18 protein-coding genes and 3 rRNA genes are annotated in these 26,443 nt (G+C 68.9%); 14 read left to right on the forward strand and 7 right to left on the reverse strand.

The window, feature by feature from the left end; translation table 11 throughout:
* Positions 1-47 precede the first annotated feature (47 nt).
* A complete protein-coding gene (locus SAVERM_RS26015) occupies positions 48-497 on the reverse strand; it encodes a metallopeptidase family protein (RefSeq protein ID WP_037647876.1) in 450 nt (149 codons plus the stop codon).
* A gap of 406 nt (positions 498-903) precedes the next feature.
* Here SAVERM_RS26015 and SAVERM_RS26020 point away from each other — a divergent pair, with 406 nt between their 5' ends.
* The 9 genes from SAVERM_RS26020 to SAVERM_RS26055 all read left to right on the forward strand — a co-directional run bounded on the left by SAVERM_RS26020 (position 904) and on the right by SAVERM_RS26055 (position 11,442).
* Complete coding sequence (locus tag SAVERM_RS26020) at positions 904-1,275, forward strand: DUF3499 domain-containing protein (RefSeq protein ID WP_037647874.1); 372 nt, start codon at positions 904-906, stop codon at positions 1,273-1,275.
* A gap of 255 nt (positions 1,276-1,530) precedes the next feature.
* Positions 1,531-3,147, forward strand: a complete 1,617-nt coding sequence (locus SAVERM_RS26025) for an L-lactate permease (protein ID WP_010986452.1) — start codon at positions 1,531-1,533, stop codon at positions 3,145-3,147.
* Between the two features lie 247 nt (positions 3,148-3,394).
* Positions 3,395-4,762 (forward strand): phosphomannomutase/phosphoglucomutase, encoded by a 1,368-nt coding sequence (locus SAVERM_RS26030; RefSeq protein WP_010986453.1) that lies wholly within the window; start codon positions 3,395-3,397, stop codon positions 4,760-4,762.
* 190 nt (positions 4,763-4,952) lie between these two features.
* Positions 4,953-5,123: a Trm112 family protein gene (locus SAVERM_RS40440; RefSeq protein WP_010986454.1), complete on the forward strand. Its 171-nt coding sequence runs from the start codon at positions 4,953-4,955 to the stop codon at positions 5,121-5,123.
* Positions 5,124-5,154: 31 nt separating this feature from the next.
* On the forward strand, positions 5,155-6,282 hold the full coding sequence (locus SAVERM_RS26035) for an SIS domain-containing protein (protein ID WP_010986455.1): 1,128 nt from the start codon (positions 5,155-5,157) through the stop codon (positions 6,280-6,282).
* A gap of 103 nt (positions 6,283-6,385) precedes the next feature.
* On the forward strand, positions 6,386-7,537 hold the full coding sequence (gene manA, locus SAVERM_RS26040; protein WP_010986456.1) for a mannose-6-phosphate isomerase, class I: 1,152 nt from the start codon (positions 6,386-6,388) through the stop codon (positions 7,535-7,537).
* Between the two features lie 117 nt (positions 7,538-7,654).
* Positions 7,655-8,638 (forward strand): cation diffusion facilitator family transporter, encoded by a 984-nt coding sequence (locus SAVERM_RS26045; protein ID WP_010986457.1) that lies wholly within the window; start codon positions 7,655-7,657, stop codon positions 8,636-8,638.
* 584 nt (positions 8,639-9,222) lie between these two features.
* Positions 9,223-10,680 (forward strand): adenosylhomocysteinase, encoded by a 1,458-nt coding sequence (ahcY, locus tag SAVERM_RS26050; protein ID WP_010986458.1) that lies wholly within the window; start codon positions 9,223-9,225, stop codon positions 10,678-10,680.
* A 147-nt stretch (positions 10,681-10,827) separates the two neighbouring features.
* Complete coding sequence (locus tag SAVERM_RS26055; RefSeq protein ID WP_010986459.1) at positions 10,828-11,442, forward strand: hypothetical protein; 615 nt, start codon at positions 10,828-10,830, stop codon at positions 11,440-11,442.
* Between the two features lie 94 nt (positions 11,443-11,536).
* On the opposite strand, the gene SAVERM_RS26060 is transcribed toward SAVERM_RS26055, so the two are convergent.
* Positions 11,537-12,544, reverse strand: coding sequence for an RDD family protein (locus SAVERM_RS26060; RefSeq protein ID WP_010986460.1), 1,008 nt, complete (start codon positions 12,542-12,544; stop codon positions 11,537-11,539).
* Between the two features lie 118 nt (positions 12,545-12,662).
* Here SAVERM_RS26060 and SAVERM_RS26065 point away from each other — a divergent pair, with 118 nt between their 5' ends.
* The 4 genes from SAVERM_RS26065 (at position 12,663) to rrf (ending at position 19,444) form a co-directional block, all read left to right on the forward strand.
* A complete protein-coding gene (locus SAVERM_RS26065) occupies positions 12,663-13,670 on the forward strand; it encodes a stage II sporulation protein M (protein WP_010986461.1) in 1,008 nt (335 codons plus the stop codon).
* Positions 13,671-14,277: 607 nt separating this feature from the next.
* Positions 14,278-15,803, forward strand: a 16S ribosomal RNA gene (locus SAVERM_RS26075).
* 312 nt (positions 15,804-16,115) lie between these two features.
* A 23S ribosomal RNA gene (locus SAVERM_RS26080) occupies positions 16,116-19,238 on the forward strand.
* An 89-nt stretch (positions 19,239-19,327) separates the two neighbouring features.
* Positions 19,328-19,444, forward strand: a 5S ribosomal RNA gene (rrf, locus tag SAVERM_RS26085).
* Together the 16S, 23S and 5S rRNA genes form the textbook arrangement of a ribosomal RNA operon.
* 114 nt (positions 19,445-19,558) lie before the next feature.
* Here rrf and SAVERM_RS26090 read toward each other — a convergent pair.
* From SAVERM_RS26090 to SAVERM_RS26110, 5 genes are read right to left on the reverse strand one after another with little or no spacing between them, the layout of a single operon-like run.
* Positions 19,559-20,869, reverse strand: coding sequence for a DUF58 domain-containing protein (locus SAVERM_RS26090; RefSeq protein ID WP_010986462.1), 1,311 nt, complete (start codon positions 20,867-20,869; stop codon positions 19,559-19,561).
* Positions 20,869-21,858 (reverse strand): AAA family ATPase, encoded by a 990-nt coding sequence (locus SAVERM_RS26095; RefSeq protein WP_107083051.1) that lies wholly within the window; start codon positions 21,856-21,858, stop codon positions 20,869-20,871. Before SAVERM_RS26095 ends, SAVERM_RS26090 begins: the two co-directional genes overlap by 1 nt.
* Positions 21,858-23,051, reverse strand: coding sequence for a DUF4350 domain-containing protein (locus tag SAVERM_RS26100; protein ID WP_042493589.1), 1,194 nt, complete (start codon positions 23,049-23,051; stop codon positions 21,858-21,860). Before SAVERM_RS26100 ends, SAVERM_RS26095 begins: the two co-directional genes overlap by 1 nt.
* Complete coding sequence (locus SAVERM_RS26105) at positions 23,048-23,797, reverse strand: DUF4129 domain-containing protein (RefSeq protein WP_037651649.1); 750 nt, start codon at positions 23,795-23,797, stop codon at positions 23,048-23,050. The genes SAVERM_RS26100 and SAVERM_RS26105 overlap by 4 nt, the downstream gene beginning before the upstream one ends.
* Positions 23,798-23,801: 4 nt before the next feature.
* Complete coding sequence (locus tag SAVERM_RS26110) at positions 23,802-25,151, reverse strand: glycerophosphoryl diester phosphodiesterase membrane domain-containing protein (protein ID WP_010986466.1); 1,350 nt, start codon at positions 25,149-25,151, stop codon at positions 23,802-23,804.
* 143 nt (positions 25,152-25,294) lie between these two features.
* On the opposite strand from SAVERM_RS26110, the gene mtnA reads away from it, so the two are divergent.
* Positions 25,295-26,443, forward strand: a complete 1,149-nt coding sequence (gene mtnA / locus SAVERM_RS26115; RefSeq protein ID WP_010986467.1) for an S-methyl-5-thioribose-1-phosphate isomerase — start codon at positions 25,295-25,297, stop codon at positions 26,441-26,443.

Genomic DNA, 26,443 nt, shown 5'->3' on the forward strand with positions numbered 1-26,443 from the left:
GTCCTCGCGTGGGAACGGGGCCGAGCCGGTGCCGGGGCCCGGGGCCCTCAGTCCTCGCCGTACCGGGGATCCACCGTCTCCGGGGTCAGCCCCAGCAGCTCGGCAACCTGCTCGACGACGACCTCGTGGACCAGCGCCGCGCGTTCGTCGCGGCCCTTGGTACGGATCTCGATCGGGCGCCGGTAGACCACCACGCGCGCGGGGTGCCCTTCGCGAGCGGCGATCGTGCCGCCCAGGGGCACCGAGTCCTCGCCCCAGCCTCCGCCCGGGCCGTCGAGACGCGGCACCTCGAGGATCAGGAAGTCGATGTCGGCGAGCTGCGCCCAGCGCCGCTCCAGACGCTCCACGGAGTCCTGCACCAGATCGGCGAACACCTCGGCGCGACTCGCGGCGAGCGGCACCTGGGGCGGCGCGATGGGGCCGCGCATGCCTCTGCCGTGGCGGTCGCGGCGGCGGGGCCCGGGTGCTGCGGCGCGGGGCGGTACGGGGTTGTCCATCACTGACGAAGCGTAGTCCTCGCCGGGGCCGCGCGCCCGGCCCCCACGCGGCGGCTCGCGCGGCCGCCCGCCCACGCCGCCCGCGCGAGGTTTGGGCGGGACCTCGGAGGGTCCTGCGTCCACCGCCTCCGCCGACGCTGCGCGGCATGTCGTTAGATGACCATTCCAGCCAAGGTTGGGCTCGATTCCGTATCCCTACGAGACCGCCGACCTCATGCCAATTGGCGTGGTTTATACCGAGAGATGACCGGATTCAGCGGCGTTCGGCATTCCGCCCGGAGCCGTCCACGCAGGTCAGTGTGGGGTGTTCGGAGGGGTGTGTGGGGCGTGTCACAGCACGACACGGTGGAGTGACCCGGGGGAGAGTCGTCGCGGCCCGCTCAAGAGTGCGGTACCGTCCAACATCGTGAGCCCTGTACGTCGCTGTTCGCGCACCGCTTGCGGCCGTCCGGCCGTTGCGACGCTGACGTACGTCTACGCCGACTCGACCGCGGTCCTCGGCCCGCTCGCCACCTACGCCGAACCCCACTGCTACGACCTGTGTGCCGAGCACTCCGAGCGCCTCACCGCGCCGCGTGGCTGGGAGGTCGTCCGGCTCCTCGACGGCTCGGCGCCCGCACGCCCCAGCGGTGACGATCTGGAAGCCCTGGCCAACGCGGTGCGCGAGGCGGCCCGCCCGCAGCAGCGCGCGGCGGACGCGGGCGGCGCGCGCAGGGCGGACCCGATGGAGGTCGCACGCCGCGGCCATCTGCGGGTGCTGCGCTCGCCGGACAACTGAGCCCGGACAGCTGAGCCCGGACACGGACGGCTGAGCCCGGCCGGCCTCTCCGGACGCTCGCCGGACAACTGACCCCGGCCGACCCCTCCGGGCTTCCCTCCCCTCTGACTCCGGCCGACTACTCCAGGCCGCCCCTCCCCGGGGCCCCGTTTCGTCGAGTGGTGCACGCCCATTGACGCGGAGTTGTTGCGGACACGACCATTCCGTCACCCGCGAGAAAACGCTTTCCGCATGGCGGAACCCGGGGAGGCGCCCGTGTACGTCCAGGAACTGGAACCCGTCGCCGGCTCACTCGGCCTGTCCGCACTCGTCGCGACCCTGCCACTCGTCATCGTCCTGGTGCTCCTCGGCGGCGTCCGCATGAAGGCGCACCGAGCGGGCCTCATCGGCCAGGCGGCCGCCGCCCTCGTCGCCCGGCTGGCGTACGGCATGCCCCTCGGCCAGACGCTCTCCAGCGCCGCCCAGGGAGCCGTCTTCGGCCTCTTCCCCATCCTGTGGATCGTCGTCAACGCCCTGTGGGTGTACCGGATGACCGTCCGCACCCGGCACTTCGACATCCTCCGCCGCTCCTTCGGGCGCCTGTCCGACGACCCGCGCATCCAGGCGCTCGTCGTCGCCTTCTGCTTCGGCGCGCTCCTTGAGGCCCTCGCGGGCTTCGGCGCGCCCGTCGCGATCTGCTCGGTGATGCTGGTCGCACTCGGCTTCGACCCGGTGCGTGCCGCCGTGGTCGCCCTGGTCGCCAACACCGCGCCGGTCGCCTTCGGCGCGATGGGCACACCGGTCGTCACGCTCGCCCAGGTCACCGGGCTGCCCCTGGACACCGTCGCCTCCGTGGTGGGCCGCCAGACGCCACTGCTGGCCCTCGTGGTGCCCCTCGTGCTGGTCGGGCTGGTGGACGGACGGCGAGGCCTGCGCGAGACCTGGGTGCCCGCCCTGGTGTGCGGAGTCGCCTTCGCCGCCGCCCAGTTCGCCGCCTCCAACTACGTGTCCGCGCAACTCGCGGACATCGGCGCGGCCCTGGCGGGAGCGGGCGCCCTGGTGGCCGTGCCGCACGCGCGCAGGCCCGCCGCCGAACCCGTACGGGCAGCGGTCCTGACCGGCGTACGCAGTGAGGACCTCGACGAGGAGGACCCGCGCCCCGAAGTCCTGCGGGCCTACGCCCCGTACGCGCTGATCGTGACGATCTTCTCCGTCGCCCAGATCCCCGTGGGCAAGGACTGGCTGGCCGGGGCGACGCGCACGTTCGACTGGCCGTTCCTGAACGTCGTCGGCCAGGACGGCAAGCCCGTCGGAGGGAACGTCTTCATCTGGCCGATCGTGTCGACCGGCGGCACGCTCGTGCTGCTCGCCGGACTGTGCACGGTGGCTGTTCTCGGGATGCACGCGCGCGTGGCGGTCGAGGAGTGGCTGGCGACAGTGCGCGAGTTGAGGTTCGCGATCCTCACCGTGACGTCGGTGCTGGCCCTCGCGTACGTCATGAACCTCTCCGGGCAGGCGGCCACGATCGGTCACTTCGTGGCGGCGGCCGGCGCGGGACTCGCCTTCCTGTCACCGGTGCTCGGCTGGTTCGGTGTCGCCGTCTCCGGTTCCGACACGTCGGCCAACGCGCTTTTCGGCGCCCTCCAGGTGAGCGCCGCCCATGAGTCGGGCCTCTCGCCGGAACTGCTCGCCGCCGCCAACAGTTCGGGCGGCGTGCTCGGCAAGATGATCTCGCCGCAGAACCTGACGATCGCGTGCGCGGCGGTCGGACTCGCGGGCCGGGAGGGCGACCTGTTGCGCAAGGTACTGCCGTGGAGTGTGGGGCTGCTGTTGGTGATGTGCCTGATCGTGGCCGGGCAGAGTTCACCGGTACTGGACTGGATGCTGCCCTGACCCGGACGGAACCGCGCCGGTCCCGGCCCCGGGGGAGGGCACGGCCGTTCCGGGCCGGTCGCGGTAGGCCGGCGCGGCCGCTTCGGCAAGGAGGCGGTAGGCCGGCGCGGCCGTTTCGGCAAGGAGGCGGCCCGGACGCCGGGGCCGATCCGGTAAGGACGCGGCCCCACCACAGCCGAGGCACCGCCGACTGTCGGTCTCAGCAGGTAGTTTGGGGGGCATCGTTGAGATTCCAGGAAGGTTGGCCGTGACTGCTGATCTGTCGCAGCTCGTAAAGGCGTACGACGTCCGCGGCGTGGTCCCGGACCAGTGGGACGAGTCGCTGGCCGAACTGTTCGGGGCGGCCTTCGCCCAGGTGACCGGCGCGCGCGCGATCGTCATCGGCCACGACATGCGGCCCTCGTCGCCCGGTCTGTCACGTGCCTTCGCGCGCGGGGCGGCGGCGCGCGGCGTGGACGTCACGGAGATCGGACTCTGCTCGACGGACCAGCTGTACTACGCGTCGGGCGCGTTCGACCTGCCGGGCGCGATGTTCACCGCCTCGCACAACCCGGCGCAGTACAACGGCATCAAGATGTGCCGCGCGGGCGCCACCCCGGTCGGCCAGGACACCGGCCTGGCCGAGATCCGCGAGCTGGTCGAGTCCTGGCTGGACTCGGGCGCCCCGGCCGCCTCGGACGCCACGCCGGGCACGATCACGCAGCGGGACACCCTGGAGGACTACGCGGCGTATCTGCGCTCCCTCGTGGACCTGACCTCCATCCGCCCCCTGAAGGTCGTCGTCGACGCGGGCAACGGCATGGGCGGCCACACCGTCCCGACCGTCTTCGCCGGACTGCCCCTGACGCTGGTCCCGATGTACTTCGAGCTGGACGGCACGTTCCCGAACCACGAGGCGAACCCGCTGGACCCGGCGAACCTCGTGGACCTCCAGGAGCGCGTGCGCGAGGAGGGCGCCGACATCGGCATCGCCTTCGACGGCGACGCCGACCGCTGCTTCGTCGTCGACGAGCACGGCAAGCCCGTCTCGCCGTCCGCGGTCACCGCCCTGGTCGCCGCCCGAGAGCTGGCCAGGCACGGCGGCAAGGGCACGGTCATCCACAACCTGATCACCTCCTGGTCGGTCCCCGAGGTCGTGCGGGAGAACGGCGGCACGCCGGTACGCACGCGCGTGGGCCACTCCTTCATCAAGGCCGAGATGGCCCGCACCGGCGCGATCTTCGGCGGCGAGCACTCCGCGCACTACTACTTCGCCGACTTCTGGAACGCGGACACGGGCATGCTGGCCGCCCTGCACGTCCTCGCGGCCCTGGGCGGCCAGGAGGGCCCGCTGCCCCAGCTGGTCGCCGAGTACGACCGCTACGCGGGCTCCGGGGAGATCAACTCCACGGTCGACGACCAGCAGGGCCGCCTGGCCGCGACCAAGGCCGCGTACGAGGGCCAGGACGGCGTCGAGCTGGACGAGCTGGACGGCCTGACGGTCTCGGCGGCCGACTGGTGGTTCAACGTCCGCCCGTCGAACACGGAACCGCTGCTCCGCCTGAACGTCGAGGCGAGGGACGAGACGAGGATGGCGAAGGTACGCGACGAAGTGCTCGCGATCATCAGGGGCTGAGTCCCGCCGACCGGGGCCGCGGGGGCCGCGACACAGCCCCCGGGAAGAGGCCGAACAGGGGCGGCGGAGGCGAGACAACACCTGCGCCACCCCCGGCCCCGGCCCCGCCCAACCCCGACACCCCGCCCCTTGCGGCGGTACCCTGACCAGGCCACATCACCGCACTACCCGCCCCCCGAAGGGACCCGACATGCCGCTCGAAGCCGGCCTCCTGGAGATCCTCGCCTGCCCGGCGTGCCACGCCCCCCTCAAGGAGGCGGAGAGCGAGCTGATCTGCACCGGCCAGGACTGCGGCCTCGCCTACCCCGTCCGGGACGGCATCCCTGTACTGCTCGTCGACGAGGCCCGCCGCCCCGCGTAACGGACCAACCGGCGATCGGAGGCTGCCGCCCATGCTCGACGAATCGCTGCTCGACGCCCCCGAGGCGCTCGCGGAGGCCGACCGGCGCGGACTGCTCCGCGGCGCCGCCGAAGCCGGCGCCCGGGTCCGCACCGCCGTCCGGCTCGCTGCCGAGGCGGGGATCACCGAGCTCAAGCCCGACGGCCGCCCCCGCGCCGTCCTCATCGCGGGCCCCGGCACCGCGCCCGCGGGCGTCGCCGACCTGCTCGGCGCCCTCGCCGGCGTCGGCTGCCCCGTCACCCGTATCCATCCCACCGGCGTCGCCCCCGCCGCCGGCGCCCTGCGCTGGGAACTGCCCGGCTGGGCCGGCCCCGTGGACCTCCTCCTGGTGGCCACCCCCGACGGCAGCGAACCCGGCCTCTCGCTCCTGGTCGACCAGGCGTACCGCCGAGGCTGCACCGTCGTCGCCGTGGCCCCCGCCCGCACTCCGATCACCGAGGCGGTGGACGGCGCCCACGGCCTGTTCGCGCCGATGGCGACCGCCCCGTACGACCAGGACGCACCCCTCGCCGCGTCCGCGCCCGGCGTCCTGTGGGCGCTGCTCACCCCGCTGCTCGCGCTCCTCGACCGGGCCGGGCTGCTCGCCGCACCGCCCGAGGCCCTGCAGAAGGTCGCCGACCGCCTCGACCACGTGGCCGAACGCTGCGGCCCGGCCATCGCGACCTACAACAACCCCGCCAAGACGCTCGCCGCCGACCTCGCCGACGCGCTCCCGGTGATCTGGACCGAGGGACCCACCGCGGGACCCGCGGGCCGCCGTTTCACCGCCGCGCTCGCGGAGCTGGCCGGCCGCCCCGCGCTCACCGCCGAACTCCCGGAGGCGCTGGCCGCGCACAGCGTCCTGCTGTCCGGTGCGCTCGCCGCGGGCGCCGACCCGGACGACTTCTTCCGTGACCGCGTGGAGGAGGCACAGGCCCTCCACGCGCGCGTGGTGCTGCTCCGCGACCGCCCGACCGGCGGCCTCAGCGCCGCCCCCGCCGCCCGTGAACTCGCCCTCAGCCACGACACGGCGATCAGCGAACTCGAACCGGAGGAGGGCGGCGAGCTGGAGACCCTCGCGGAGATGATCGCCATCACGGATTTCGCGGCCGTTTACCTGGCGCTCGCCTCAGGAGCCTGATCATGGCCCACACGGGGTGACCCACAGGGGTGACCCACCCGGGACGACCCGAGCCTGGTGACCCGCGCCCGCTGAGCAGCGTACGTACGGAGAAGACACTTCGATGGACCGCCTCGACAACACCGTCCGCCCCTACGCCTGGGGTTCGACCACCGCCATCCCGGGACTGCTCGGCGTGGAGCCGACCGGTGAGCCGCAGGCGGAGATGTGGATGGGCGCCCACCCGGGCGCACCCTCGGGCACCGCGCGCGGCCCGCTCAACGAGGTGATCGACGAGGCGCCCGAACGCGAGCTGGGCCCCGCGGCGGTTGCCAGGTTCGGCCCCCGCCTGCCCTTCCTGCTGAAGATCCTCGCCGCGGGCGCCCCCCTCTCCCTCCAGGTGCACCCCGATCTGGAGCAGGCGAGGGAGGGGTACGAGGACGAGGAGCACCGTGGCATCCCGATCGACGCGGGCCACCGCAACTACAAGGACGCCAACCACAAGCCCGAACTGATCTGCGCCCTCACCGAGTTCGACGGCCTGTGCGGTTTCCGTGCGCCCGGAGCGGCCGCCGAGCTGCTCGCGGGCCTCGACGTCGACTCCCTCAAGCCGTACGTCGACCTGCTGCACGCCCACCCCGAAGAGGCCGCCCTGCGCGAGGTGCTGACGGCCGTCCTCTCCGCGGACCGCGAGGAGATGGCCCACACGGTCACCGAGGCCGCGGCCGCCTGCGCCCGCCTCGGCGGCGACTACGCCCCGTACGCCGACATCGCCCACCACTACCCCGGCGACCCCGGCGTGATCGCGGCGATGCTCCTCAACTACGTCCAACTACAGCCCGGCGAGGCCCTCTTCCTGGGCGCCGGCGTCCCGCACGCCTACCTCAACGGCCTCGGCGTCGAAATCATGGCCAACTCCGACAACGTCCTGCGCTGCGGCCTGACCCCCAAGCACGTCGACGTGCCGGAACTCCTGCGCATCGTCCGCTTCGAGGCGAGCGACCCCGGCGTACTGCGCCCGGAGGCGTTCCCCGACGGTGAGGAGGTCTACGAGACCCCCATCGACGAGTTCCGCCTGTCCCGGTACGTCCTCCCGGAGGGCGCGACGCCGCACGACCTCACGCGCCCGACCCCGCAGATCCTGCTCTGCACGGCGGGTTCGGTGCAGGCGGGGGAACATCAGCTCGCCGCCGGCCAGTCCGTGTTCGTACCGGCGGGCGAAAAGGCCGAAGTGTCCGGGGACGGCACGATCTTCCGGGCCACGGTCGTCGCGTAGTGCTGCCCCGGCGGACGGCCTGACGCGCCGCTGTCGGACCGGGCTGCAACAATGGCCCACCGGCAAAGGACGGGCAAAGGCCTGCACGGCGTACGTACGAAGGGACATGGCGAACACATGAGCGCGTCAGGCGGCACCAGGGCGATCGTGGCGGCACTCGGCGCCAACCTCGCGATCGCGGTATCGAAGTTCGTGGCGTTCCTCTTCAGCGGTTCGTCGTCGATGCTCGCGGAGGCCGTGCACTCGCTCGCCGACTCGGGCAACCAGTTCCTGCTCCTGCTCGGCGGCAAGAAGGCCCAGCGCGAGGCGACCCCGCAGCACCCGTTCGGCTACGGCCGCGAGCGCTACATCTACGCCTTCCTCGTCTCCATCGTCCTCTTCTCGGTCGGCGGCATGTTCGCCGTCTACGAGGGCTACGAGAAGATCCGGCACCCGCACGAGCTGGAGCACTGGTACTGGCCGGTGGGTGTCCTGGTGTTCGCGATCATCGCCGAGGGCTTCTCCTTCCGCACCGCCATCAGGGAGTCCAACGAGCTGCGCGGCAAGCTGTCCTGGACGCAGTTCATCCGCCGGGCCAAGGCCCCCGAGCTGCCGGTCGTCCTCCTGGAGGACTTCGGCGCGCTCATCGGTCTCGTCCTCGCGCTCGGCGGCGTCGGCCTCGCCCTGATCACGGGCGACGGCATCTGGGACGGCATCGGCACGCTCTGCATCGGCATCCTGCTCATCCTGATCGCGCTCGTCCTGGCCGCCGAGACCAAGTCCCTCCTCCTGGGCGAGGCCGCGGGCGTCGACGACGTCAAGAAGATCGAGGCCGCCATCGTCGACGGCAACACGGTCACCGGCATCATCCACATGCGCACGCTCCACCTCGGCCCCGAGGAACTGCTGATCGCCGCGAAGATCGCAGTCCAGCACGACGACACGGCCGCCGAAGTCGCGCACGCCATCAACGCCGCCGAAGCCCGCATCCGCGAGGCGGTCCCGATCGCCCGCGTGATCTACCTGGAGCCGGACATCTACAGCGAGGCCGAAGCGGCAAAGGGCCCGGACCGCGAGGCGACGCCCGGGGGACCGGCGCCGACGCAGCCGACCGGGCACTGAAACGGCCCACTGATCCCTCGTCCGGCACGAACCCCCATACGTCCGTCGGCCGAGGGCGGCACCACAGCCGCCCTCGGCCGCACGACCCCAGGCCGCGACAAGCCAGATCGAGACCGGCCACAGCGAGGCCGACCCCGAAGATGATCGCTCCTTCCCAGCCGTAGTGAGCCGCACCCGAAACCCGGCATCCCCCGGCTCCGCCCCTCAGCCATGCATGGTCCGTCCGGCCGCATCCGCCGCGCGATCACTCGCACATCCTGAGCACGCCCCGCGCCCGCGCCCGGGCCTGCGGCAGCCGCCCGGCGTCCGCGCGGCCACCGGCCGGAAGTCGCCGGGCGTCCTCGGACGCGGACTGGGGCCCGCCGCGCCGCCGGTGTAGCTTGGAGGCCGAGCCAGACGTCGCTGCTGATGGCGGTCGGGCGGTCCCCAGCGGACCGGCCGAGGGAGAGAGGGCCTCCGACGGACTGCGCTGCGCGTACGCACGCACCGGGCATTGGTGTGTCCTCCGCGGGCACTCGAGGTGCCCGCGCCGCCGCGCAGACCAGCCGTATCCACCTCGCCCCAACCCCGAGGAGCAGCCCCCAATGACGACTGTCGACAACCGACAGGACTTCAAGGTCGCCGATCTCTCCCTGGCCGAGTTCGGCCGCAAGGAGATCACCCTCGCCGAGCACGAGATGCCCGGCCTGATGTCGATCCGCAAGGAGTACGCCGAGGCGCAGCCCCTCGCGGGCGCCCGCGTCACCGGCTCCCTGCACATGACGGTGCAGACCGCCGTACTCATCGAGACCCTGGTCGCCCTGGGCGCCGAGGTCCGCTGGGCCTCCTGCAACATCTTCTCCACCCAGGACCACGCCGCGGCCGCCATCGCGGTCGGCCCGAACGGCACGCCCGACAACCCGCAGGGCGTCCCGGTCTTCGCCTGGAAGGGCGAGACCCTGGAGGAGTACTGGTGGTGCACGGAGCAGGCCCTGACCTGGCCGAACACCCCCACCGGCGGCCCGAACATGATCCTGGACGACGGCGGTGACGCCACCCTCCTCGTCCACAAGGGCGTCGAGTACGAGAAGGACGGCAAGGTTCCGTCCGTCGACACCGCGGAGTCCGACGAGCACCGCGTCATCCTCGAACTCCTGCACCGCACCATCACCGACGGCTCGCAGAAGTGGACCCAGCTCGCCTCGGAGATCCGCGGCGTGACCGAGGAGACCACGACGGGCGTGCACCGCCTGTACGAGATGCACCGCGACGGCACCCTCCTGTTCCCGGCGATCAACGTGAACGACGCCGTCACCAAGTCGAAGTTCGACAACAAGTACGGCTGCCGCCACTCCCTGATCGACGGCATCAACCGCGCCACCGACGTCCTGATCGGCGGCAAGACCGCGGTCGTCTGCGGCTATGGCGACGTGGGCAAGGGCTGTGCGGAGTCCCTGCGCGGCCAGGGCGCCCGCGTGATCGTCACCGAGATCGACCCGATCTGCGCCCTGCAGGCGGCGATGGACGGCTACCAGGTCACGACCCTCGACGAGGTCATCGACAAGGCCGACATCTTCGTCACCACGACGGGCAACAAGGACATCATCATGGCCTCGGACATGGCCAAGATGAAGCACCAGGCGATCGTGGGCAACATCGGCCACTTCGACAACGAGATCGACATGGCCGGCCTTGCGCAGATCCCGGGCATCGTCAAGGACGAGGTCAAGCCGCAGGTCCACACCTGGAAGTTCCCCGACGGCAAGGTCCTCATCGTCCTCTCCGAGGGCCGCCTGCTGAACCTGGGCAACGCCACCGGCCACCCGTCGTTCGTGATGTCCAACTCCTTCGCGGACCAGACCCTGGCCCAGATCGAGCTGTTCACCAAGCCCGACGAGTACCCGACCGACGTCTACGTGCTGCCCAAGCACCTCGACGAGAAGGTCGCCCGCCTCCACCTCGACTCGCTCGGCGTGAAGCTGACGACGCTCCGCCCCGAGCAGGCCGCGTACATCGGCGTCGAGGTCGAGGGCCCGTTCAAGTCGGACCACTACCGCTACTGATACCGCCGCTGAGTCGGTAACCCAGCATGCGGTAGGTGCGTCCGTGCACTGACGCACCCTTCAGCAGCAGGTCCCAGGCAGGCCCCCGCACCCCCGTGCCGGGGGCCTGCCCGTTTCCGGACCAGCCCGTCAAGACCCAGGACCCCCATGCCCCGCGGCCGATATTCGCTTCACGACCCGCACGACCACACCCCCCTCGGTGAAGAGCACTTCCACTGCGCGCCCGGCCCCTCCGGCTGGCGCTACGTCTCCCAGCTGACCACCCCCTCCGGCGACCACGCCGGCTCCGTCGACCTCGCCCTCGACGACCTCGGCCGCCCCATCCGCCTTGAACTTCACGCCGCGAGCTGGCAGGTCCGCGGCGCCGCCCTCGAGGGCGTCACCTGGGTCCGCACCGACCCCACCGGCACGCATGCCACCGAAGGCAATGTCCGCGCCCACGCCTTCACCGGCACGTCCCCGGCATTCCTCGTCGCCACCGCCCGTCTCCTGCGCCTCACCCCCTCTTCCGCCGCGACCCGCGTACGCCTCGTCGCCTTCACGGACCCCGTCCTCGCCCCCCGCACCGTGGACCAGTCCTGGGCCTTGATCTCGAGAGAAGCACACGCCACTGACAACGGCCCCCTGACCGTGGACGAATACCAGGTCACAGCCCTGGACACGGGGGAGCAGCACACTGTCCACATCTCCGGCGACGTCGTGCTCGCGGCACCCGGCATCGAGCTGGAGCACCTCGAGTCGCCGCCGTCGGCATCCGCGTGAGAAACCGAAAGGCCCGCCCGATCGCCGACACCGGCCCGTGAGCGGCCAACGCCGCTGACGCCGCCCCGGGCCGGCCTGTTCGGCCGGCGTACGCCTACGCGGGCGGCGCGAATCCGGTGGCGGGGCGGTCCGGCCGCTTGTCCTGAGCCGGGTCGGAGGACGGAGCGTGGGGTCGAGCGTGTGCCTGCGGCTGCGTAGGCGTCGCGGGCTGGACCGAGGAAAGCGACGGATAGGACGGATCAGCGGGAACCGTCAGCCGTCGCCCCGCCGTATGGCCTGCGCCCGGCCCCTGAGCCACCGGCCCTCCCACGGCCGGGGCCGCACTTCCGGCGACGCCTTCGCCCATGCCCGCTCCAGCGCCGAACGCGCGCCGAGCCTCCCGCGCCTGCCGTTCCTGCACCACGGCCGCCAGATACGCGGCCGGCGGAACCTCCGGAGGCGCAGGCGTTCCCGTGCACGCCGCGAGATCGGCCGCGAGCCGCTCCGCCATCGTCCAGCCGACCTGCGGATCCAGCTGTTGCATCCGCGTCAGGTACTGACGAATCGCGAGCCACAGCCCGTCCGGGACCGCCGACAGATCGAGGCCGGAGAACCGTCCGGCCAGCCAGGGGGGAGGCGGAGGCACGAAGGCGGCACGCCCGGTCGGCACCCGCTCCCGTACGACCAACGTCCCCGCGAAGACATCGCCGAGCCGTCGTCCTCGCGCCGACACGAGGGAGGCGATGCACGCGACGATCCCGAACGTCATCAGAATCTCGATCACCCCGACCGCGCCCCGCACCAGCGCATGCCGGAACCGGATCGGCCCACCGTCGTCGCGCACCACCCGCAGCCCACAGGCCAGCTTCCCGAGCGAGCGCCCATGGCTGAGCGTCTCCACCGCGATCGGCCCGCCCACCAGCACCAGCACAAAAGCCGCGGCCGACACCGCGAACCGCGCCGCCTCATCCAGCCCGGCCGTCGAAGCCACCAAGGCGATGGTCACGAGGACATAGGCGAGCACCGCCACGGTCAGGTCGAGCAACACGGCCAGCGCCCGGCTCGGCAGCTTCGCGGGGCGCAGCTCCAGCGCCACCGCCTCGCCTGTCACTAGCTCACTCACGCTTGCCGTCCTTCCCTGCCCCGCCCCGTGAACCGCCAGTCTGCCAAGCTGAGGGCACATCGCGCCGCAGTACGACAAGCTGACACGCAGTACGAGAGGACGAGGAGCAGTACATCCCATGGACCTCGACGTCTATGTGTCCGCCCACCGTGCCGAGTGGGACCGTCTGGATGACCTGCTGCGCCGCCGACGTCGGCTCACCGGAGCGGAGGCCGACGAACTCGTCGCCCTCTACCAGCGGACCGCGACGCACCTCTCCGTCATCCAGTCCAGCGCCCCGGACCCCCAGCTCACGGGCCGTCTCAGCCAACTCGTGGCACGCGCGCGCAGTGCGGTGACAGGGACCCGCCGGGCCTCTTGGCGTGATGTCACACGCTTCCTTGCGTACGGATTCCCCGCCGCGGTCTACCGAGCGCGCCACTGGTGGGTTCCCACCGCGTTGCTCTCCACGGTGACAGCGGTCCTCCTGGGGTGGTGGATCGGCACACACCCCGAGGTCCAGTCCTCGATCGCGGCCCCCAGCGAACTGCGCGCTCTCACCCGCCCCGGCGGCGAGTACGAGACGTACTACTCCAGCCACCCCGCCGCGTCCTTCGCGGCCCAGGTGTGGACGAACAATGCTCAGGCTGCCGCGATGTGCCTGGTTCTGGGCATCTTCCTGGGCCTTCCCGTCCTCTGGATCCTGTTCCAGAACATGCTCAACCTGGGTGTGGGCCTCGGCCTGATGTCCTCGGCGGGCCGCCTCGACACCTTCCTGGGTCTCGTTCTCCCGCACGGCCTTCTGGAACTGACGGCCGTCTTCGTAGCCGCCGGCACAGGCCTGCGCCTTGGTTGGACCCTCATCGACCCCGGCCCCCGCTCCCGCCGCACCGCACTCGCGGAAGAAGGCCGCGCCGCCCTGGGCATGGCCGTAGGTCTCGCCCTGGTCCTCTTCGTCTCCGGCGCCATCGAAGGCTTCGTCACTCCGTCGGGCCTGCCGACCTGGGCTCGAATAGGCATAGGCATCGCCGCTGAACTGGCGTTTCTGACGTACGTCTATGTCCTGGGAGGCCGCGCGACACGAGCCGGCGACACCGGTGACATCGAGGCGGCGGAGCGCAGCGCGACCGTTCCGACGGCCGCGTGAGGTGCGAGCGCTGCGCCGATGTGCGTTGCCCTCCGTTGACCTGCTAGTCTCCTGTTCGCCCCGCAGGAGCCGTTGACACGGCTCAGGCGAGGAGGTAGATTTGAACAGTTGCCTAGAACTGGACACGTCCGGTGGCATCGGTTAGAGTCTGCTTGCTTCCGGAGAACATTGATTTCCGAGAAGCCACTCCCGATGATTCGGAAATGGAAGCCGGTAAATCCGGCCCAGAACTTCTGATAAAGTCGGAACCGCCGGAAAGGGAAACGCGAAAGCGGAAACCTGGAAAGCGCCGAGGAAATCGGATCGGAAAACGGTCTGATAGAGTCGGAAACGCAAGACCGAAGGGAAGCGCCCGGAGGAAAGCCTGAGAGAGTCTCTCGGGTGAGTACAAAGGAAGCGTCCGTTCCTTGAGAACTCAACAGCGTGCCAAAAATCAACGCCAGATATGTTGATACCCCGTCTCCGGCCGATCGGCTGGGACGAGGTTCCTTTGAAAAAGTCCTGCCGACGTTGTTCGGTAGGCGCACAGCGAGGACGCTGTGAACGGCTGGGCTTATTCCGCCCGGCCGTTCCGCTCTCGTGGTGTCGTCCCGATTACGGGAAAACATTCACGGAGAGTTTGATCCTGGCTCAGGACGAACGCTGGCGGCGTGCTTAACACATGCAAGTCGAACGATGAAGCCCTTCGGGGTGGATTAGTGGCGAACGGGTGAGTAACACGTGGGCAATCTGCCCTGCACTCTGGGACAAGCCCTGGAAACGGGGTCTAATACCGGATAATACTCTCGCAGGCATCTGTGAGGGTTAAAAGCTCCGGCGGTGCAGGATGAGCCCGCGGCCTATCAGCTTGTTGGTGAGGTAGTGGCTCACCAAGGCGACGACGGGTAGCCGGCCTGAGAGGGCGACCGGCCACACTGGGACTGAGACACGGCCCAGACTCCTACGGGAGGCAGCAGTGGGGAATATTGCACAATGGGCGAAAGCCTGATGCAGCGACGCCGCGTGAGGGATGACGGCCTTCGGGTTGTAAACCTCTTTCAGCAGGGAAGAAGCGAAAGTGACGGTACCTGCAGAAGAAGCGCCGGCTAACTACGTGCCAGCAGCCGCGGTAATACGTAGGGCGCAAGCGTTGTCCGGAATTATTGGGCGTAAAGAGCTCGTAGGCGGCTTGTCACGTCGGGTGTGAAAGCCCGGGGCTTAACCCCGGGTCTGCATTCGATACGGGCTAGCTAGAGTGTGGTAGGGGAGATCGGAATTCCTGGTGTAGCGGTGAAATGCGCAGATATCAGGAGGAACACCGGTGGCGAAGGCGGATCTCTGGGCCATTACTGACGCTGAGGAGCGAAAGCGTGGGGAGCGAACAGGATTAGATACCCTGGTAGTCCACGCCGTAAACGGTGGGAACTAGGTGTTGGCGACATTCCACGTCGTCGGTGCCGCAGCTAACGCATTAAGTTCCCCGCCTGGGGAGTACGGCCGCAAGGCTAAAACTCAAAGGAATTGACGGGGGCCCGCACAAGCAGCGGAGCATGTGGCTTAATTCGACGCAACGCGAAGAACCTTACCAAGGCTTGACATACACCGGAAAGCATTAGAGATAGTGCCCCCCTTGTGGTCGGTGTACAGGTGGTGCATGGCTGTCGTCAGCTCGTGTCGTGAGATGTTGGGTTAAGTCCCGCAACGAGCGCAACCCTTGTTCTGTGTTGCCAGCATGCCCTTCGGGGTGATGGGGACTCACAGGAGACCGCCGGGGTCAACTCGGAGGAAGGTGGGGACGACGTCAAGTCATCATGCCCCTTATGTCTTGGGCTGCACACGTGCTACAATGGCCGATACAATGAGCTGCGATACCGCAAGGTGGAGCGAATCTCAAAAAGTCGGTCTCAGTTCGGATTGGGGTCTGCAACTCGACCCCATGAAGTTGGAGTTGCTAGTAATCGCAGATCAGCATTGCTGCGGTGAATACGTTCCCGGGCCTTGTACACACCGCCCGTCACGTCACGAAAGTCGGTAACACCCGAAGCCGGTGGCCCAACCCCTTGTGGGAGGGAGCTGTCGAAGGTGGGACTGGCGATTGGGACGAAGTCGTAACAAGGTAGCCGTACCGGAAGGTGCGGCTGGATCACCTCCTTTCTAAGGAGCACTTCTTACCGATCCCTTCGGGGTGAGGTCAGAGGCCAGTACATCAGCGACTGTCTGATGCTGGTTGCTCAAGGGTGGAACGTTGATTATTCGGCACACTCGACCTGCTCAGGTTGGCAAGTACTGCTTCGGCGTGGAAAGCGAACATGGGAGGGCGAGGGTGTCGGGCACGCTGTTGGGTGTCTGAGGGTACGGCCGATTGTGGCTGCCTTCAGTGCCGGCCCCGGTAAAGATCTGCTTCGGCGGGTTGTGACGGGTGGTTGGTCGTTGTTTGAGAACTGCACAGTGGACGCGAGCATCTGTGGCCAAGTTTTTAAGGGCGCACGGTGGATGCCTTGGCACCAGGAACCGATGAAGGACGTGGGAGGCCACGATAGTCCCCGGGGAGCCGTCAACCAGGCTTTGATCCGGGGGTTTCCGAATGGGGAAACCCGGCAGTCGTCATGGGCTGTCACCCATACCTGAACACATAGGGTATGTGGAGGGAACGCGGGGAAGTGAAACATCTCAGTACCCGCAGGAAGAGAAAACAACCGTGATTCCGGGAGTAGTGGCGAGCGAAACTGGATGAGGCCAAACCGTATGCGTGTGAGACCCGGCAGGGGTTGCGTATACGGGGTTGTGGGATCTCTCTTTTACGGTCTGCCGGCCGTGAGACGAGTCAGAAACCGTTGATGTAGGCGAAGGACATGCGAAAGGTCCGGCGTAGAGGGTAAGACCCCCGTAGTCGAAACATCAGCGGCTCGTTTGAGAGACACCCAAGTAGCACGGGGCCCGAGAAATCCCGTGTGAATCTGGCGGGACCACCCGCTAAGCCTAAATATTCCCTGGTGACCGATAGCGGATAGTACCGTGAGGGAATGGTGAAAAGTACCGCGGGAGCGGAGTGAAATAGTACCTGAAACCGTGTGCCTACAAGCCGTGGGAGCGTCGCGCATCGAGTTTACTCGGTGCGTCGTGACTGCGTGCCTTTTGAAGAATGAGCCTGCGAGTTTGCGGTGTGTTGCGAGGTTAACCCGTGTGGGGAAGCCGTAGCGAAAGCGAGTCCGAATAGGGCGATTTAGTAGCGCGCTCAAGACCCGAAGCGGAGTGATCTAGCCATGGGCAGGTTGAAGCGGAGGTAAGACTTCGTGGAGGACCGAACCCACCAGGGTTGAAAACCTGGGGGATGACCTGTGGTTAGGGGTGAAAGGCCAATCAAACTCCGTGATAGCTGGTTCTCCCCGAAATGCATTTAGGTGCAGCGTCGTGTGTTTCTTGCCGGAGGTAGAGCACTGGATAGGCGATGGGCCCTACCGGGTTACTGACCTTAGCCAAACTCCGAATGCCGGTAAGTGAGAGCGCGGCAGTGAGACTGTGGGGGATAAGCTCCATGGTCGAGAGGGAAACAGCCCAGAGCATCGACTAAGGCCCCTAAGCGTACGCTAAGTGGGAAAGGATGTGGAGTCGCACAGACAACCAGGAGGTTGGCTTAGAAGCAGCCACCCTTGAAAGAGTGCGTAATAGCTCACTGGTCTAGTGATTCCGCGCCGACAATGTAGCGGGGCTCAAGCGTACCGCCGAAGTCGTGTCATTCATACAATAGGGCCAACGCCTGTATGGATGGGTAGGGGAGCGTCGTGTGCCGGGTGAAGCCGCGCCGGAAGGCAGTGGTGGACGGTTCACGAGTGAGAATGCAGGCATGAGTAGCGATACACACGTGAGAAACGTGTGCGCCGATTGACTAAGGGTTCCTGGGTCAAGCTGATCTGCCCAGGGTAAGTCGGGACCTAAGGCGAGGCCGACAGGCGTAGTCGATGGATAACCGGTTGATATTCCGGTACCCGCTGTGAAGCGTCAAACATCGAGCCCATTAATGCTAAGGCCGTGAAGCCGCCCTGGAGCCTTCGGGCAAAGGGGAGTGGTGGAGCCGCTGACCCAAGGTGGTAGTAGGTGAGTGATGGGGTGACGCAGGAAGGTAGTCCATCCCGGGCGGTGGTTGTCCCGGGGTAAGGGTGTAGGCCGTGCGATAGGTAAATCCGTCGCGCATTAAGGCTGAGACCTGATGCCGAGCCGATTGTGGTGAAGTGGATGATCCTATGCTGTCGAGAAAAGCCTCTAGCGAGTTTCATGGCGGCCCGTACCCTAAACCGACTCAGGTGGTCAGGTAGAGAATACCGAGGCGTTCGGGTGAACTATGGTTAAGGAACTCGGCAAAATGCCCCCGTAACTTCGGGAGAAGGGGGGCCATCACTGGTGATCCAATTTACTTGGTGAGCTGGGGGTGGCCGCAGAGACCAGCGAGAAGCGACTGTTTACTAAAAACACAGGTCCGTGCGAAGCCGTAAGGCGATGTATACGGACTGACGCCTGCCCGGTGCTGGAACGTTAAGGGGACCGGTTAGTCAAACTTCGGTTTGGCGAAGCTGAGAACTTAAGCGCCAGTAAACGGCGGTGGTAACTATAACCATCCTAAGGTAGCGAAATTCCTTGTCGGGTAAGTTCCGACCTGCACGAATGGCGTAACGACTTCTCGACTGTCTCAACCATAGGCCCGGTGAAATTGCACTACGAGTAAAGATGCTCGTTTCGCGCAGCAGGACGGAAAGACCCCGGGACCTTTACTACAGTTTGATATTGGTGTTCGGTTCGGCTTGTGTAGGATAGCTGGGAGACTTTGAAGCCCGCACGCCAGTGTGGGTGGAGTCGTCGTTGAAATACCAGTCTGGTCGTGCTGGATGTCTAACCTGGGTCCGTGATCCGGATCAGGGACAGTGTCTGATGGGTAGTTTAACTGGGGCGGTTGCCTCCTAAAGAGTAACGGAGGCGCCCAAAGGTTCCCTCAGCCTGGTTGGCAATCAGGTGTTGAGTGTAAGTGCACAAGGGAGCTTGACTGTGAGACCGACGGGTCGAGCAGGGACGAAAGTCGGGACTAGTGATCCGGCGGTGGCTTGTGGAAGCGCCGTCGCTCAACGGATAAAAGGTACCCCGGGGATAACAGGCTGATCTTCCCCAAGAGTCCATATCGACGGGATGGTTTGGCACCTCGATGTCGGCTCGTCGCATCCTGGGGCTGGAGTCGGTCCCAAGGGTTGGGCTGTTCGCCCATTAAAGCGGTACGCGAGCTGGGTTTAGAACGTCGTGAGACAGTTCGGTCCCTATCCGCTGCGCGCGCAGGAATATTGAGAAGGGCTGTCCCTAGTACGAGAGGACCGGGACGGACGAACCTCTGGTGTGCCAGTTGTCCTGCCAAGGGCATGGCTGGTTGGCTACGTTCGGGAGGGATAACCGCTGAAAGCATCTAAGCGGGAAGCCTGCTTCGAGATGAGTATTCCCACCTCCTTGAGAGGGTAAGGCTCCCAGTAGACGACTGGGTTGATAGGCCAGATCTGGAAGGCGGGTAACCGCTGGAGGTGACTGGTACTAATAGGCCGAGGGCTTGTCCTCAGTTGCTCGCGTCCACTGTGTTGGTTCTGAAACCACGAACAACCCCATTCCATGGTCACGGGATGGTGCGGTTGACAGTTTCATAGTGTTTCGGTGGTCATAGCGTGAGGGAAACGCCCGGTTACATTCCGAACCCGGAAGCTAAGCCTTACAGCGCCGATGGTACTGCAGGGGGGACCCTGTGGGAGAGTAGGACGCCGCCGAACAAATTTTATAGAAAACCCCCGCCCGGGATTCCCGGTGCGGGGGTTTTCTGTTTTCCCGGGTCGTTCAGAGAGAGGCGAGCCTCATTCAAAAGGCCTTCCTGTCTCTGTGCGGCGTCATAGGCGGCCGGCGGCCTTCAGTGCCAGATACGCGTCGGCCAGGGCAGGTGCGAGGTCGTCCGGAGTCGCGTCGACGACCGTGACTCCGTGACGGCGCAGTTGTTCGGCCGTGCGATGGCGGTCCGTCTGAGCCTGAGCCGCGGCGGCAGCCTCGTAGACCGCGTCCGTGTTGCCGCGTGCCGTCGCCATGTGGGCGATGTACGGGTCCGCCACCGATGCGACCAGGACCGTATGGCGCTGGGTGAGCCTGGGCAGCACCGGGAGGAGCCCCTCCTCGATGGGGGCTGCGTCGAGGCTGGTCAACAGGACGATCAGGGAGCGGCGCGGGGCCGTCCGCAGTGCGGTCGCCGTAAGTCCGCGCGCGTCCGTTTCAATGAGCTCCGGTTCCAGTGTCGCCATTGCGTTGACCAGGGACGGGAGGACGTCGCGTGCCGCGCGGCCCTGGACCAGGGCGCGTACCCGGCGGTCGTAGGCGAGGAGGTCCACGCGGTCGCCGGCCCGGGAGGCCAGGGCCGCGAGGAGGAGGGCCGCGTCCATGGAAGCATCCAGGCGCGGCGCGTCGCCGACTCGGCCGGCCGAGGTGCGGCCCGTGTCGAGGGCCAGAAGGATGTGGCGGTCACGTTCGGGACGCCAGGTGCGCACGGCGACCGTCGACTGGCGGGCTGTCGCCCGCCAGTCGATCGAGCGGGTGTCGTCACCAGGAACGTACTCGCGGAGGCTGTCGAACTCCGTGCCCTGACCGCGGATCAGCACGCTGGTGCGGCCGTCGAGTTCGCGTAGGCGCGCCAGCTTGGAAGGGAGATGCTTGCGGCTCGTGAAGGGCGGCAGGACTCGTACCGTCCAGGGGACTTTGTGGCTCCCCTGACGGGAGAACAGGCCGAGCGGGCCGTATGAGCGGATGGTGACGCGGGCCGCCTGGCGGTCGCCACGGCGGGTGGGGCGCAGCCGGGTCGTCAGACGGCGGCGTTCGCCCGGAGGGACCGTCAGGCGGTGCCGGGACGCGGCTACTTCGGTACCCGGCTCCCAACTGCTCGGCGGCCAGGCGTCGCGCAGACGGGCGCGCAAAGGGCGGCCCGAAGGGTTCGTGACGGTGAGCGTCACGTCGACCGTTTCACCGAGACGTACGGATGTGTCGCCGGAGCGGGTGAGGCCCAAGCGGCGTACGGGGGCGGCCAGCGCGAAGTCGCAGGCGCAGCCCAGTGCCAGGGGAGCGTTGACGGCGAGGATGCCGGCCCAGCTGGGTTCCCAGATGCCTACGGGGAGGGTGCCGAGAGCCGCCAGCAGGGCGGCGCGTCCCGTGAGTGCCATCAGCGGGGGACGGGAACGTGGGCGAGGATCGCGTTGATGACCGAGTCGGCCGTCACGCCCTCCATCTCGGCCTCCGGGCGGAGTTGGATGCGATGCCGGAGCGTGGGGAGGGCCAGGGCTTTCACATCGTCGGGGATCACGTAGTCGCGGCCGGTCAGCCAGGCCCAGGCTCGGGAGGTGGCCAGCAGCGCCGTTGCGCCGCGCGGCGACACACCGAGGGTGAGGGACGGGGATTCGCGGGTGGCGCGGCAGATGTCCACTACGTAGCCGGTGATTTCGGGGGAGACGGCCGTCTTGGCGACTGCGGCGCGGGCGGCCTCCAGATCGGCCGGGCCCGCCACGGGGCGTACGCCGGCGGCGCGCAGGTCGCGCGGGTTGAAACCCTCGGCGTGGCGCGTGAGGACGTCGATCTCATCCTGGCGGGAAGGGAGAGGGATCGTCAGTTTGAGGAGGAAGCGGTCCAGTTGGGCTTCGGGGAGGGGGTACGTGCCCTCGTACTCGACCGGGTTCTGCGTCGCTGCCACCAGGAACGGTTCCGGGAGCGGGCGCGGAGTGCCGTCGACCGTGACCTGGCGTTCCTCCATCGCTTCGAGGAGGGACGACTGGGTCTTCGGCGGGGTCCGGTTGATCTCGTCGGCGAGCAGGAGGTTGGTGAAGACCGGGCCGGGCTGGAAGGAGAACTCGGCGGTGCGGGCGTCGTAGACGAGGGAGCCGGTGATGTCACTCGGCATCAGGTCGGGGGTGAACTGGACGCGTTTGGTCTCCAGTTCGAGCGCGGATGCGAGGGCGCGGACGAGCAGCGTCTTGGCGACTCCGGGGACTCCTTCGAGGAGAACGTGTCCGCGGCAGAGGAGGGCGACGACGAGGCCGGTCACGGCGGGGTCCTGGCCGACCACGGCTTTGGCGATCTCGGTGCGCAGGGCCTCCAGGGAGGAGCGGGCGGTGCCCGCATCCCCGGCGAACCCGGCGTTGTCAGTGGTCGGGGCCATCATGGACGGCGTACCTCTCTTTCGAGGGCGTCGAGTTGGTCGGCGAGTGCGATCAGGGCCGCGTCGTCGCGGGGCGGCGGCCCGAAGAGCAGGGCGTGCAGGGCCTGTCCGTCGTCGCGGAGGTGGGCGGACAGGGCGGGGAGCAGGGCTTCGGGCGCGTGCGCCTGGGCGACGGGGACGCCTACGAGGGGGGCGAGGCGAGTGCGGGTGGTGGAGCGCAGAGCAGCGGCCGCGCGGTCGCGGGCGTTGGCTTTGCGGTAGAGGCGGGCGCGGCCTTCGACGGTTTCGGAGGCGCGGATCGCCACGGGGAGCCGTTCGGGTACGAGGGGGCCGAGTCGGCGTGCCCGCCAGAGGGCGGCCAGCGCTGCCGCGATGAAGAGCTGCAGTGTGCCCCACAGCCAGCCCGAGGGGAGCAGGTCCATGAAGGTGCGGTCGCCCGTGTCGGTGGCCGAGTCGTCGGAGAGCGAGAGGAGGTACCAGACCAGGTGGGAGCGGGAGCCGAGCAGTTGGAGGGCGAGCGAGGCGTTGCCCTGCTCGTCGAGGCGGTCGTTGTAGAGGATGTCGGGAGCGCCGAGCACGACGGTGTCGCCGTTCCCGGACGCGGCCGGTACGCGTACGAGGGTGGGCAGACCGTCGCTGGGGTAGCACGAGTCGGCGTGGGAGACGCTCGTGGTGTAGCGGATGCCGCCCGTGTCGGCGGCGCCCGCGCGGCGGGCGGCCGGCAGTCCGCAGCCGGGGGTGAGCTTCGAATCGAAGCTGAGGGCGGGGTCGGCGGTGACGCCCGGGGCGAGGGTGCCGATCGAGGGGGACTTGGCGGCGATGAGGACCGTACGGCCGCCGGAGCTCTCCGTCGCCGCGTACAGGAGGGACTGTTGGCGGTGCGTCAGCAGATCCGGGACCGCGATCAGGAGGGTCGTGCCGGGGCCGGCGGCGGTGCGTGCCTCGCTGAGTGTGGTGACCACGCGCGTGGAGACGCCCCGGTCGGCGAGGAGTTCGGCGACGGCACGGCTGCCGTAGGGGTCGGCGGAGCGTGGGTCGAGGCGGCCGTGCTGGTCCCCGGAGCGGATCGCGGCGATCGCGACGGCGGCCGCCAGGAGGATCACGAGGGCGAGCACGACACCGCGCGCGCGGGTCCACACCTGGCGGGCGGTGGCGGAGGCCGAGGTGGACGGAAGCGCGGCCTCGGCGGTCATTCGGCGGCTCCCTGGCGGGCGCTGTGGGCCGTGCTGTGGGCGTTGCTCATGAGCACGGGCCGGGTCCGGTCCACGTCGGCGTCGAGGGCGGCGAGGCGCTGGTACGTTCCTTCTCCCGCGGCCCGTCCGCCGTATGTGACGTCGTCGAAGTCCCGGGCCGCGGCGCGCAGTCGCTCGGCGTGGACGGGAAGCGTACGGCCCGCTTCCGAGGCCGCCTCGTCGGCGGTGCGGCCCGGGCGCACGTCGAGGAGGGCGCGTTCCTCCAGGGATCGGACAACGGCACGCATGCGCTCCTGGACGGCCTGGTTCCAGTGGCCCTGGGCGGCGTGGGCCTCGGCGGCCGCGCGGTGTTCGGCGGCGCTGCGGGGGCGGTCCTCGAACAGCGCGGCCGCCGGGAGCGGGGCCCTGCCCGGGGTGCCCAGGCGCCACCACAGGGCGCCGCCGACCGCCAGCACGGCAAGCACGATGACGAGGAGGCCGAGTGCGCCGCCCGGTGTCGCGGTGGACGCGGCGTTGAACAGGCGGTCGACCCAGTCCCAGAAGGCGTTCAGGGCACGTTCGAACAGGCTGGGATCGTTCTTGTGGTACATCCGCTTCGACAGTTCCCGCCGGGCGGCCTCCCGCGCGGGATCGCGCGGGATCGTCACCGGTGGTTCGTCGCCGGAGGGCAACAGCGTGCGTACGACTGTTCCGGCTGCGCGCGGCAGGGCCGGCACCGCTGTGAGAACTCCCCCCGCCAGGCTCACCGCATCAGCTCCCCGCAGTGGTGCCGGGGGCGGTGGAGCCGTAGTCCTGGACGCCGGCGGCGCGGGCCAGGTCGAGGTCGAGGGCTTCGCGGCGGATGCGCTGGTCGATGTAGAGCAGCACGGTCACGCCCGCGGTGATGGGGAACGTGAGCATGGCACCGATCACCGAGCCGACCCCGCTCACGATGAGGAACGTCCAGCCGAGGCCGCCGGTGCCGCTGGTGAGGATGCCGGAGATGCCGTCGCCGCTCAGCGCGGCGGCCAGGAAGGCGAACGGGATCACGACGATCGACGCGACGATGTTGGCGATGATCGTGGCGAGCAGCTGGATGCCGAAGACGCGCCACCACGAGCCGCGCACGAGTTTCGCGGAGCGGCTCATCGACTTCCGGATGCTCTGCCTCTCGAGCATCAGGGCGGGCGAGGCGAGCGAGAAGCGGATCATCACCCAGAGCGCGCACACCGCCGCGGCGAGGCCACCGAGGACGGCCAGCGAGGCGCCCGCGTCCGTCGCGCCGGCGAGGACGACGAGTACCCCGGGCAGTGCGCCGACGGCGATGATGGCGAGGCCGATGAGCGGCAGCAGGAAGGTCAGGCCGAACAACTTCAGCAGCTGGGGCCGCGCGTCGCGCCAGGCCTCGGCGGTCGTCACCGACTTGCCGAGCACCGCCCGGCTGGTCACGGTCGTGAGCAGGGCGGTCGCGACGATGGTGCCGAGGAGGGTGATCAGGAGGACGACGCCGGAGTTCAGCAGGGCCTCGCCCATGGCGCGGCTGAGCTCGCTGACGGTGGCGCTCGGGTCGTTGAGGGTGTCCGTGCCGGCGCTGTCGTCCAGGACGAGCCCCTGGAGCAGGATGACGAGGATCTGCGTGAAGACGGCGACGGCCAGCGAGATGCCGAGGACCGTGCGCCAGTACATGCGCATGGTGGAGACCGCGCCGTCGAGGATCTCGCCGACGCCGAGCGGGCGCAGCGGGATCACGCCGGGCTTGGCCGCGGGCGGCGGGCCGCCCCAGTTGCCGCCCCAGCCGGCCGGTCCCCCCGGACCTCCGTAGCCGGGTCCGCCCCAGGCACCGCTCTGGCCGCCGTGACCTCCCGGGCCGCCGGGATGCCGGCCGCCCCATCCCGGGCCGGGCGGTGGTGGTGGCGGGGCCTGGCCCGGGCCCTGGGGGTGGGGAGCGGTCCACTGCCCGGGCGGGGGCTGCTCCTTGGACCAGTTCGAGGGCGGCTGCGACTGGTCCGCGCCGCTCTGGTCCGAGGGCTGCTCCGGGGGCTGCGCGGCGCCGGAGGCGTCCGGCTCCTGCCCGTCGGAGGAGGCAGATCCGGGCGAGGCCCAGCCCGGAGTGTCTTTCATCGTCGCTCCTTCACGCTGCCCGTGGTCCGCGGTCGCGGCGGCGGGTTGGCAGCCATCGTGCCACGGTGGGCCCGTCGAGGGACCGGGGGCCGGGTGGGCTGCACACCTTCAATTGTCCGCCGGATACGGGGCAGACTGACCGCATGGCTGATCAGTACGCGCAATCAGGCGAGGACAACCGGCCGACGGAGATACCGGCGATTCGTTGGGACGAACCGCCCGAGGGACCTGTGCTGGTCCTTCTCGACCAGACAAGGCTGCCGGCCGAGGAGGTCGAGCTGGTGTGCACGGACGCGCCGGCGCTGGTGGAGGCGATTCGCACGCTCGCCGTGCGCGGGGCACCGCTGCTCGGGATCGCCGGGGCGTACGGCGTCGCGCTCGCCGCCGCGCGCGGCTTCGACGTGGACGAGGCCGCCCAGGCGCTGTCCGGCGCCCGGCCGACCGCGGTGAACCTCGCTGTCGGCGTGCGCCGGGCCCGGGCCGCGTACCGGGACGCGCTCGCCGGGGGCGGTGATCCGGAGCGGGCCGCGGCGGCGGCACTCCAGGCGGCGCGGGCGCTGCACCGGGAGGACGCCGAGGCGAGCGCGCGGATGGCTGAGCACGGCCTTGCGCTGCTCGACGAGCTGCTGCCGGGCGGTGGGCACCGGCTGCTGACGCACTGCAACACCGGGGCGCTGGTGTCCGGGGGTGAGGGAACGGCGTTCGCGGTGGCGTTGGCGGCGCACCGGGAGGGGCGGCTGCGCAGGCTGTGGGTGGACGAAACGCGGCCTTTGCTGCAAGGTGCTCGTCTGACGGCGTACGAGGCGGCGCGCAACGGGATGGCGTACACCTTGCTCACGGACAACGCGGCCGGCTCGCTGTTCGCGGCGGGGGAAGTGGACGCGGTGCTGATCGGGGCCGATCGCATCGCGGCCGACGGTTCGGTGGCGAACAAGGTGGGGAGCTATCCGCTCGCGGTCCTTGCCAGGTATCACCATGTGCCGTTCATTGTGGTGGCGCCGGTGACGACGGTGGATCCGGACACCCCGGACGGGGCATCCATCGAGGTCGAACAGCGTGCCGGTCATGAAGTGACCGAGGTCACAGCACCCCAGGTGCCGGTGGCGGGAGCGGAAGCAGGAGGCGGGATACCGGTGGCACCACTGGGGACCCAGGCGTACAACCCGGCGTTCGACGTGACGCCGCCCGAGCTGGTGACGGCGATCGTCACCGAAGAGGGCGCCGTCTCGCCCGTCACGGCATCGGCGCTCGCCGAGCTGTGTGCCAGGTCACGCCAGGTAACGATTAGCTAA

This window comes from Streptomyces avermitilis MA-4680 = NBRC 14893, assembly GCF_000009765.2.
In the GTDB taxonomy this organism is placed as follows: Bacteria; Actinomycetota; Actinomycetes; order Streptomycetales; family Streptomycetaceae; genus Streptomyces; species Streptomyces avermitilis.

Excerpts from the sequence above, each read along its gene's own strand:
- mtnA (WP_010986467.1), top strand. The coding sequence starts at position 25,295 with ATGGCTGATCAGTACGCGCAATCAGGCGAGGACAACCGGCCGACGGAG.
- SAVERM_RS40440 (WP_010986454.1), top strand. The coding sequence starts at position 4,953 with ATGCCGCTCGAAGCCGGCCTCCTGGAGATCCTCGCCTGCCCGGCGTGC.
- SAVERM_RS26110 (WP_010986466.1), bottom strand. The coding sequence starts at position 25,151 with ATGAAAGACACTCCGGGCTGGGCCTCGCCCGGATCTGCCTCCTCCGAC.
- SAVERM_RS26015 (WP_037647876.1), bottom strand. The coding sequence starts at position 497 with ATGGACAACCCCGTACCGCCCCGCGCCGCAGCACCCGGGCCCCGCCGC.
- SAVERM_RS26035 (WP_010986455.1), top strand. The coding sequence starts at position 5,155 with ATGCTCGACGAATCGCTGCTCGACGCCCCCGAGGCGCTCGCGGAGGCC.
- ahcY (WP_010986458.1), top strand. The coding sequence starts at position 9,223 with ATGACGACTGTCGACAACCGACAGGACTTCAAGGTCGCCGATCTCTCC.
- SAVERM_RS26100 (WP_042493589.1), bottom strand. The coding sequence starts at position 23,051 with ATGACCGCCGAGGCCGCGCTTCCGTCCACCTCGGCCTCCGCCACCGCC.
- SAVERM_RS26055 (WP_010986459.1), top strand. The coding sequence starts at position 10,828 with ATGCCCCGCGGCCGATATTCGCTTCACGACCCGCACGACCACACCCCC.
- SAVERM_RS26045 (WP_010986457.1), top strand. The coding sequence starts at position 7,655 with ATGAGCGCGTCAGGCGGCACCAGGGCGATCGTGGCGGCACTCGGCGCC.
- SAVERM_RS26065 (WP_010986461.1), top strand. The coding sequence starts at position 12,663 with ATGGACCTCGACGTCTATGTGTCCGCCCACCGTGCCGAGTGGGACCGT.
- SAVERM_RS26095 (WP_107083051.1), bottom strand. The coding sequence starts at position 21,858 with ATGGCCCCGACCACTGACAACGCCGGGTTCGCCGGGGATGCGGGCACC.
- SAVERM_RS26090 (WP_010986462.1), bottom strand. The coding sequence starts at position 20,869 with ATGGCACTCACGGGACGCGCCGCCCTGCTGGCGGCTCTCGGCACCCTC.
- manA (WP_010986456.1), top strand. The coding sequence starts at position 6,386 with ATGGACCGCCTCGACAACACCGTCCGCCCCTACGCCTGGGGTTCGACC.